Source organism: Streptomyces sp. NPDC046215 (genome assembly GCF_040646215.1).
Lineage (GTDB): Bacteria > Actinomycetota > Actinomycetes > Streptomycetales > Streptomycetaceae > Streptomyces > Streptomyces stramineus.
Window position 1 is genome coordinate 18,842 of the sequence record NZ_JBEYZW010000091.1, and the last position, 8,164, is coordinate 27,005.

Annotated in this window: 9 protein-coding genes; 3 read left to right on the forward strand and 6 right to left on the reverse strand. The window is 73.0% G+C overall.

What is annotated here, in order from left to right; genetic code table 11:
• Positions 1-25: 25 nt before the first annotated feature.
• Together ABZ951_RS28420 and trpS are read right to left on the reverse strand one after the other, a co-directional pair.
• On the reverse strand, positions 26-613 hold the full coding sequence (locus ABZ951_RS28420) for a 2'-5' RNA ligase family protein (RefSeq protein WP_344090544.1): 588 nt from the start codon (positions 611-613) through the stop codon (positions 26-28).
• Between the two features lie 212 nt (positions 614-825).
• Entirely contained in the window at positions 826-1,839 is a 1,014-nt protein-coding gene (gene trpS, locus ABZ951_RS28425; protein ID WP_344090542.1) for a tryptophan--tRNA ligase, read from the reverse strand.
• 102 nt (positions 1,840-1,941) lie between these two features.
• On the opposite strand from trpS, the gene rocD reads away from it, so the two are divergent.
• On the forward strand, positions 1,942-3,159 hold the full coding sequence (gene rocD / locus ABZ951_RS28430) for an ornithine--oxo-acid transaminase (RefSeq protein ID WP_344090540.1): 1,218 nt from the start codon (positions 1,942-1,944) through the stop codon (positions 3,157-3,159).
• A gap of 75 nt (positions 3,160-3,234) precedes the next feature.
• Here rocD and ABZ951_RS28435 read toward each other — a convergent pair whose 3' ends face one another.
• From ABZ951_RS28435 to ABZ951_RS28445, 3 genes are all read right to left on the reverse strand, one after another.
• Entirely contained in the window at positions 3,235-3,426 is a 192-nt protein-coding gene (locus tag ABZ951_RS28435) for a hypothetical protein (protein WP_344090538.1), read from the reverse strand.
• Between the two features lie 79 nt (positions 3,427-3,505).
• Positions 3,506-4,690: a glutathionylspermidine synthase family protein gene (locus tag ABZ951_RS28440; protein WP_344090536.1), complete on the reverse strand. Its 1,185-nt coding sequence runs from the start codon at positions 4,688-4,690 to the stop codon at positions 3,506-3,508.
• A 5-nt stretch (positions 4,691-4,695) separates the two neighbouring features.
• The gene (locus tag ABZ951_RS28445) at positions 4,696-5,049 is read right to left on the reverse strand and encodes a hypothetical protein (RefSeq protein ID WP_344090631.1); all 354 of its coding nucleotides are present in this window, start codon (positions 5,047-5,049) and stop codon (positions 4,696-4,698) included.
• Between the two features lie 206 nt (positions 5,050-5,255).
• Between ABZ951_RS28445 and ABZ951_RS28450 the strand changes: the two genes are divergently transcribed.
• Positions 5,256-5,969, forward strand: coding sequence for a TetR/AcrR family transcriptional regulator (locus tag ABZ951_RS28450; protein ID WP_344090534.1), 714 nt, complete (start codon positions 5,256-5,258; stop codon positions 5,967-5,969).
• A gap of 107 nt (positions 5,970-6,076) precedes the next feature.
• On the opposite strand, the gene ABZ951_RS28455 is transcribed toward ABZ951_RS28450, so the two are convergent.
• Positions 6,077-7,516, reverse strand: coding sequence for a PLP-dependent aminotransferase family protein (locus ABZ951_RS28455; protein ID WP_344090532.1), 1,440 nt, complete (start codon positions 7,514-7,516; stop codon positions 6,077-6,079).
• 47 nt (positions 7,517-7,563) lie between these two features.
• Between ABZ951_RS28455 and ABZ951_RS28460 the strand changes: the two genes are divergently transcribed.
• The gene (locus ABZ951_RS28460) at positions 7,564-8,079 is read left to right on the forward strand and encodes a carboxymuconolactone decarboxylase family protein (RefSeq protein WP_344090530.1); all 516 of its coding nucleotides are present in this window, start codon (positions 7,564-7,566) and stop codon (positions 8,077-8,079) included.
• Positions 8,080-8,164 lie beyond the last annotated feature (85 nt).

The window sequence follows — 8,164 nt, forward strand, 5'->3', positions numbered from 1 at the left end:
CTTGGTGCGCCCGGGGGCGCCCGGGCTAGCGGGAGGGCGCGGGAGGGCGTGAGACGCCCGTCTGGCGCGGTACGCCGGACTCCTCCGCGGCGGGCCCGAAGGGGTACTCCCGCTCCAGCCGCCACACGCCGTCGGCGCCCTGCTCGTACAGGGCGAAGCCGTTGATCGTCCAGGCGGCCTCGAAGTCGGCCAGCTCCGCGTAAGCCCGGTCCATGGCCTCCTCGGCGATGCCGTGGGCGATGGTGACGTGCGGGTGGTAGGGGAACTGCAGCTCGCGCGCGACGGGCCCGGAGGCGTCCCGGACGCGCTTCTGGAGCCAGGCGCAGGAGGAGGAGCCCTCGACCACGTTGACGTAGACGACGGGCGAGAGCGGGCGGAAGGTGCCGGTCCCGGACAGGCGCATCCGGAAGGGGCGGCCCAGGGCGGCCACCCCGGCGAGGTGCTCCTCGATCGCCGGCAGGCAGGAGTCGTCGACCTCGGTGGGCGGCAGCAGGGTGACGTGCGTGGGGATGCCGTGTGCGTGCGGGTCCCCGAAGCCCTCGCGGCGCTTCTGGAGGAAGCTGCCGTACGGCTCCGGGACCGCGATCGAAACGCCGAGCGTTACGGTCCCCATTGCGTTCTCCCTCCTGTGCGCCTGTACGTCCCCGTGGCCAGTGTGACGGCTGAGCCGCACCTGGTGCCAGGTTCGCTGGTCCCGTGCGCACGGGACCATGGGCCCCGCGCGCACGTCCGCGCGGGCCCGTCGGTGCTTCTGCCCTCGGTCCACCGCCGCCATGTGCGGACGGCCGTCCGCACGGCTCCGGCGTGTCGCCCGGAGCGCCGTCGTCAGTGCTTGGCGGGCAGGAAGCCCATCCGGTCGTACGCCTGTGCGAGAGTTTCGCCGGCGACGGCACGGGCTTTCTCCGCGCCCTTGGCCAGGACTGAGTCCAGCGTCTCGGGGTCGTCGAGATATTCCTGAGTACGAGCGCGGAACGGCGTCACCCACTCCACCATGACCTCGGCGAGGTCGGTCTTGAGCGCACCGTAGCCCTTGCCCTCGTACTTCTGCTCCAGTTCCGGGATTCCGGTACCGGTCAGCGTGGCGTAGATGGTGAGCAGATTGCTGACGCCCGGCTTGTTCTCGGCGTCGAAGCGGATCACCGTGTCGGTGTCGGTGACCGCGCTCTTGATCTTCTTCGCGGAGACCTTGGGCTCGTCCAGCAGGTTGATCAGGCCCTTGGTCGTCGACGCCGACTTGCTCATCTTCGCCGTCGGGTCCTGCAGGTCGTAGATCTTCGCCGTCTCCTTGACGATGTGCGCCGAGGGCAGGGTGAAGGTGTCACCGAAACGGGCGTTGAAGCGGTCGGCGAGGTCGCGGGTGAGCTCGATGTGCTGGCGCTGGTCCTCGCCCACCGGGACGGCGTCCGCCTGGTAGAGGAGGATGTCGGCGACCTGGAGGATCGGGTACGTGAACAGACCCACCGTGGTCTGCCCGGCGCCCTGCTTGGCGGACTTGTCCTTGAACTGCGTCATCCGCGACGCCTCGCCGAAGCCCGTCAGGCAGTTCATCAGCCAGCCGAGCTGGGCGTGCTCGGGCACGTGGCTCTGCACGAAGAGGGTGCAGCGCTCCGGGTCGAGCCCGGCGGCCAGCAGCTGGGCCGCGGCGATGCGGGTGTTGGCCCGCAGCTGCGCCGGGTCCTGCGGGACGGTGATCGCGTGCAGGTCGACGACCATGAAGAACGCGTCGTGGGTCTCTTGCAGCGCCACGTACTGCCGGATCGCGCCGAGGTAGTTCCCGAGGTGGAACGAGCCTGCGGTGGGCTGGATACCGGAGAGAGCGCGCGGACGATCGAGGGCCATGCGCACATTCTCTCAGGTGTCGAACCGGACTCGGTCCGGCGGTGGGGGTGGAGGTGTAGAAAGTGAAGAGCAGCATGCCCCGCACACCGAACGGAGCACACGTTGACGTCCACGGAACGGTCCACCGAGCGCGGCATCGCCGCCGCCGACGCCCACAGCGCGCACAACTACCACCCGTTGCCGGTCGTCGTCGCCTATGCCGAGGGCGCGTGGATGACCGACGTCGAGGGGAAGCGCTACCTCGACATGCTCGCCGGATACTCGGCCCTCAATTTCGGCCACGGCAACCGGCGTCTGATCAACGCCGCGAAGGCGCAGCTCGATCGGGTGACGCTCACCTCGCGCGCCTTCCACCACGACCGTTTCGCCGACTTCTGCTCCGAGCTGGCCGCACTGTGCGGCAAGGACATGGTCCTGCCGATGAACACCGGCGCGGAGGCGGTCGAGACGGCCGTGAAGACCGCCCGCAAGTGGGGTTACCGCGTCAAGGGCGTACCGGACGGCCAGGCGAAGATCGTCGTGGCGGGCGGGAACTTCCACGGCCGCACCACGACGATCGTCAGCTTCTCCACGGACGAGGAGGCCCGGGCGGACTACGGCCCGTACACGCCGGGCTTCCAGATCGTCCCGTACGGCGATCTGGACGCCCTGACCGCCGCCGTGGACGACAACACGGTCGCGGTGCTGCTGGAGCCCGTCCAGGGCGAGGCGGGCGTGCTCGTGCCGCCCGCCGGGTACCTCGCGGGCGTGCGGCGCGTGACCGCCGAGCGGGGCGTGCTGTTCATCGCGGACGAGATCCAGTCCGGGCTGGGCCGGACCGGGCGGACCTTCGCCTGCGACCACGAGGGCGTGGTGCCCGACATGTACGTCCTGGGCAAGGCGCTCGGCGGCGGGGTGGTGCCGGTGTCGGCCGTGGCGGCCTCCCGCGAGGTGCTGGGGGTCTTCCGGCCCGGCGAGCACGGCTCGACGTTCGGCGGCAATCCGCTGGCGTGCGCGGTGGCCCTGGAGGTCATCCACATGCTGAAGTCCGGGGAGTTCCAGCAGCGGGCCGCCGAGCTGGGCGAGCACCTCCACCACGAGCTGGGGCTCCTGGTGGGCGGCGGCGCGGTGGACGCCGTGCGCGGGCGCGGGCTGTGGGCGGGCGTCGACGTCTCCCCCGCCAAGGGCACCGGGCGGCAGATCTCCGAGCGGCTGATGGAGCGCGGCGTCCTCGTCAAGGACACCCACGGCTCCACGATCCGCATCGCCCCGCCCCTGGTGATCAGCAAGGAGGACCTGGACTGGGGCCTGGACCAGCTCCGGGCGGTCCTGGGCTCCTGACGGGCCCGCCGGCGGGAGGGCGGCACGGCGCGGTGCCGCCCCGTCCCGGCCGGGGCCGGCGCCCCGGGCGGCGGCTCAGACGTCGTAGTTCTCGTCGAAGGTGTCGCGGTCCCGCTGCCAGTGCTCCTGGTGCTCCTGGCGGGCCTTCTCCCGGGCCTTGTCCCCGGCCTGGCGGGTCCGCTGCTCCTGCTGACCCTTCGCCGCGTGCTGGTGCTCCGCGTGCTGCGCGCCCGAGCCCTTGCGTCCCTGTCTGTCCTGCTTGCCCATCGCGGTTCACTCCCAGCGGATGACGGGATTGCTCACGCGGCCAGGCTGACACGGTGCGCGGGGCCCCGCATCTCCGCCCTCAGCGGATCACGTGCGGCAGGAACCTGGCGTACTCGTCCGTGATCGGGCCCGCCGACTCGCGGATCCCCAGGCCCGCCGGTTCCCCCTCCACCACCCAGGCGCCGAGCACCACGCGGTTGCCGTCGAAGCCGGGCAGCGGGGCCAGCTCCTGGTAGCAGCACGGCTCGTCCCGGACGACCGGCTCCGCGCCGCCCTCGTGGAGCGTCACGCCCGCGCCCTCGCGGCCCAGCAGCGGCTTGGCGGCGTAGCCGGGCCCGGCGGCCAGCTCGCGGGGCCCGTCCAGGTAGGAGGGCAGGAGGTTCGGATGGCCGGGGAAGAGCTCCCAGAGCACGGCCAGGAGGGCCTTGTTGGACAGCAGCATCTTCCAGGCCGGCTCGATCCACAGGGTCGAGCCCGTGCCGCCGCCGTTGTCGAGCGTGTCCAGGGCCTGCGGGCCGAAGCGGTCCGTGGTCAGCCACTCCCACGGGTAGAGCTTGAAGCAGGCCCGGACGAACCCGTACCGCTCGTCCACGAAGCGGCCGGACATCCGGTCCCAGCCGATGTTCTCCACCGTGATCGCCCGGGTGGTGAGCCCGGCCTGCTCGGCGGTCTCGCGCAGGTAGGCGACCGTCATCAGGTCCTCGCCGAGCTCGTCGGCCGCGGAGTGCGCGAAGTGCAGGGGCGCACCGGGCGGCAGCAGGGGCGCCTGCCGCTTCCAGGCGTCGACGAGCCGCTCGTGGAGGGAGTTCCACTGGTCGGCGTCGGGGAAGCAGTCCTCCATCCAGAACCACTGGGCGCTGGCGGCCTCCACCAGGGAGGTGGGGGTGTCGGCGTTGTACTCCAGCATCTTCGCCGGGCCGCGCCCGTCGTAGCGCAGGTCGAACCGCCCGTAGACGGAGGGCAGTTCGGAGCGCCGGCGCCAGGACTCGGCGATCAGGGCGGCCAGCCGGGCGTCGGTGATGCCGAGGTCGGCGAAGCGGTCGCGGGCCACGATGTGCGCGGCGGCGGCCAGACACATCTCATGGAGCTCCGCCACGGTCTCCTCCAGCGCCTCGATCTCGCCGAGGCCGAAGGAGTAGTACGCGCTCTCGTCCCAGTACGGGCGCAGGGAGCCGTCCGGCTGGCGGGTGAGGGGGTAGATCACGCCCTGCTCCTCGACGGTGGCCTGCCACCCGGGGCGGGGCGTGGTGCGGTGGCGCTGCACGGCGCTCAGCCCCCGCCCGAGCCCGAGCCGGAGCAGCCGAAGCCGCCCCGGTCGACGGCCTGGCTCTTGCTGAAGGTGCCGCGGTCGGCGAAGCCGCCGGACTTGTCGGAACCGTAGTACCAGCGGCCGGAGGACGAGCCGCCGCCGGAGCCGGAACTCGATCCGGAGCCCTTGGACTTGCAGGACGTGGAGTCGACGACCCGGTAGCCCTTGACCGCGTCGTAGCTGTTCGGGTCGACGCAGCGCTTGTCGGGTTCGGATCCGCAGGAGGTCAACGCCGTTGCCAGCGCGCCCATCCCGCCCAGTATCACCGTGGACGACCGCAGCCGTCGCCGTGCCTTCGTCTTCTTCTCCGCCATGGAGCTGACCCCCGTCAGGTTGAACTCGTGCAAGCCCGTTCACCCTAAAGGGCGAGTGGGTGGCTGGAAACGGCGGGGAACCAGGGGCGGTATGCACTCCTTGGGGCGATCTGTCGGCCGGTGTCCGGTGGCGCGTCGGCCGAAACTCCGCACGGCCTTCGGTAACAGCGCACACGGGGGCAGGGCGACGCCATAGGGTGCAAACCGTGGCAGAACAGAATGCGAGTCGGCGGGCCAGGCTCGCCGCGGAGACCGGGCGGGAGATCAAGGCGGTCGCGCTCACGCTCCTGGCCACCGGCGGGCCGGAGGCCGTCTCGCTGCGCGCCATCGCCCGGGAGATGGGGACGACGGCCGGGGCCGTCTACGGCTACTACCCCTCCCGGGACAACCTGGTCGCCTCACTGATCGGCGACGTCGGCACCGCGCTCGTCGACGCCGCGGAGGCCGCCGCCGCGGAGGCCCCCGGCGCTGACGCGGCGGCCCGCGTCCTGGCCTGGGCCCACGCCTTCCGCGACTGGTCCCTGGCCCACCCCGAGGGCTTCCGGCTCCTGCACGGGGACGCGGCGGGCGGCCACCGCGTCCCGGGGTACGGGCCGGCGGCCGAGGCCGGGGCCCGCGCCTGCGCCGGGCTGGCCACTCTGATCGCCGCCGCCCGGCCGGCCGGGGAGGACCCACCGGGTGCCGACGCGCCCGCGTGGCCGGACTTCGAGCCCGCCTTCGCCGCTCGCATCCGCGCCCGCTGCCCGGAGCTGCCCCCGGACGCCGTGGCCCTGGCCCTGCGGGCCCGGGGCCGGATGCACGGGCTGGTGGCCCTGGAGATCCACGGGCATCTGCGCTCTGTGACGAGGGACCCGGGCAAGCTCTATCGGGCTGAAATGGCGGATTTGGTGCGGTCGTTGGGGCTGACGGTGGCCGCCTAGGGCGGCGGGTCGTGGGGGTGCACCACCGCTGCGCGACACAGCACAGCAGCCCGTCCGGCGATTGAGGACGCGCCCGCAGGGCGCTCGCCGCCGCAGGCGGCAAACCGTCACCCCTCCGGCGGCAACACCCGCAGCAACGCTGCAACCGCACCCGCGAACGCGTGGTCCGGCGGCGTGCCGTAGCCGACGATCAGTCCTTCCCGGGCGGCCCCGGCAGCGGCAGCGTCGTGGCGGAAGCGGGAGAGGCCCTCCACCGCCAGGCCCTGCCAGCCGGCGGCCTGGAGGGTGGGGCGCTCGGTGCCGGGCGGGAGTTCGAGGACGGCGTGCAGGCCCGCGGCGATCCCGGTGACCCGGATGTGCGGGGCCTGCTCGGCCAGGGCGGCCACCAGCTGGTCGCGGCGGCGCCGGTAGCGGAGCCGCATCGCGCGTACGTGACGGTCGTAACCGCCGCTGTTGAGGAACTCGGCGAGCGTGAGCTGGTCGAGGACGCCGGAGCTCCACTCCCCCGCCCGCTTGAGGGCGAGCACGTCGCCCACCAGGTGTTCCGGCAGCACCATCCAGGAGAGCCGCAGTCCCGGCGCGAGGGCCTTGCTCGCCGTGCCGAAGTAGGCGACCCGCTCAGGGCTGAGCCCCTGAAGGCAGCCGACCGGCTGGCGGTCGTAGCGGAACTCGCCGTCGTAGTCGTCCTCCAGGATCAGCCCGCCGGTGCGGGTGGCCCAGTCGACGACGGCCGCGCGCCGCTCGGGGTGCAGCGGCGCCCCGGTGGGGAACTGGTGGGCGGGGGTGAGCAGCACGGCCCGGACGGTCTTGTTCCGCTCCAGCGCGGCGACATCGGCACCGTGCCCGTCCACCCCGAGCGGGGCGCACCGCACGCCGTTGCGGTCGAGGGCCTCGCGGTGGAACCAGAGCCCGTACTCCTCGACACCTACCTCGCGGGTGCCGCGGCGCCGCAGGACCCGGCTCAGCAGGGAGATCCCCTGGGTGAAGCCCGCGCACACCACGATCCGCTCGGGGTCGGCGCGCACCCCGCGGGCCCGGGCCAGGTAGTCGGCGAGGGCGGTCCGCAGTTCGGGGCGGCCGCGCTCGTCCGGGAAGCCGAACGCGTCGTTCGGCGCGGCCGCCAGGGCCCGGCGGGCGGCAGCCAGCCAGGCGGCGCGCGGGAAGGCGGCGACGTCGGCGGTGCCGGGCCGCAGGTCGTAGGCGGGGCGGCGGGCGGTGCGGGGCGGGGTGGTGCGGCGCTCGGGGGCGCGGGGCGCGGCGCGGCGGGCGACGCGGGTGCCGGAGCCCTGGCGTGCGGTGAGCCAGCCCTCGGCGACCAGCTCGCCGTAGGCGTCGGCGACGGTGTTGCGGGCCAGGCCGAGGTCGCCGGCGAGGGAGCGGGAGGAGGGCAGCCGGGTGTCGGGGGCGAGGCGGCCGGTGCGGACGGCCTCGCGCAGGGCGCGGGTGAGGCAGGCCCGCACCCCGCCGGGGCCGGACAGGTCGAGGTGCAGGTCGGCGCCGGTGCCCCCGGCGGCCCCGGCCCCCGCAATGGCCCACGTTTTCTCCATGGGAATGGACCATACCCGTGGGCTACCGCGGACCTAGGGTCGTCCATATGACGACTGACACCCCTGTGAACACGACCGACACGAACGGCACCGGCACCCACCACCACGGCCCCCGGATGCGGATGCACGAGCTGGCCCCCGAGGTGCAGAAGGCGATGATGGGCCTGGAGCGCGCCGCCCGCAAGGGCCTGGAGCCGACCCTGATCGAGCTGGTCAAGATCCGCGCCTCGCAGCTCAACCACTGCGCGTTCTGCCTCGACATGCACACCAAGGACGCCCGCCGGGCGGGCGAGAGCGAGGAGCGGATCTTCCTCCTCAGCGCCTGGGAGGAGGCCACCGGCTTCTACACGGAGAAGGAGCAGGCGGCCCTCGCCCTCACCGAGGCCGTCACGGTCCTCACCGACGGCTTCGTCCCCGACGCCGTCTACGAGCGGGCCGCCCGCAGCTTCGGCGAGCAGGAGCTCGCCCAGCTCATCGCCATGATCGTCACCATCAACGCGTGGAACCGCATCGGCGTGACGACCCGGCTGACGCCGGGCCTTTACCAGGTGGCGAATCACTGACCTCCGGGTACCGGGATGCACCACCGCTGCGCGGCGGTGTCCTCAAGCGCCGGACGGGCTAATAGCCCGTCCGGCGCTTGAGGAC

Bases quoted from the DNA above. Each gene is read 5' to 3' on its own strand.
- ABZ951_RS28420 (WP_344090544.1), bottom strand. From the start codon at position 613: ATGGGGACCGTAACGCTCGGCGTTTCGATCGCGGTCCCGGAGCCGTAC.
- trpS (WP_344090542.1), bottom strand. From the start codon at position 1,839: ATGGCCCTCGATCGTCCGCGCGCTCTCTCCGGTATCCAGCCCACCGCA.
- ABZ951_RS28435 (WP_344090538.1), bottom strand. From the start codon at position 3,426: ATGGGCAAGCAGGACAGACAGGGACGCAAGGGCTCGGGCGCGCAGCAC.
- ABZ951_RS28445 (WP_344090631.1), bottom strand. From the start codon at position 5,049: ATGGCGGAGAAGAAGACGAAGGCACGGCGACGGCTGCGGTCGTCCACG.
- ABZ951_RS28455 (WP_344090532.1), bottom strand. From the start codon at position 7,516: ATGGAGAAAACGTGGGCCATTGCGGGGGCCGGGGCCGCCGGGGGCACC.
- ABZ951_RS28460 (WP_344090530.1), top strand. From the start codon at position 7,564: ATGACGACTGACACCCCTGTGAACACGACCGACACGAACGGCACCGGC.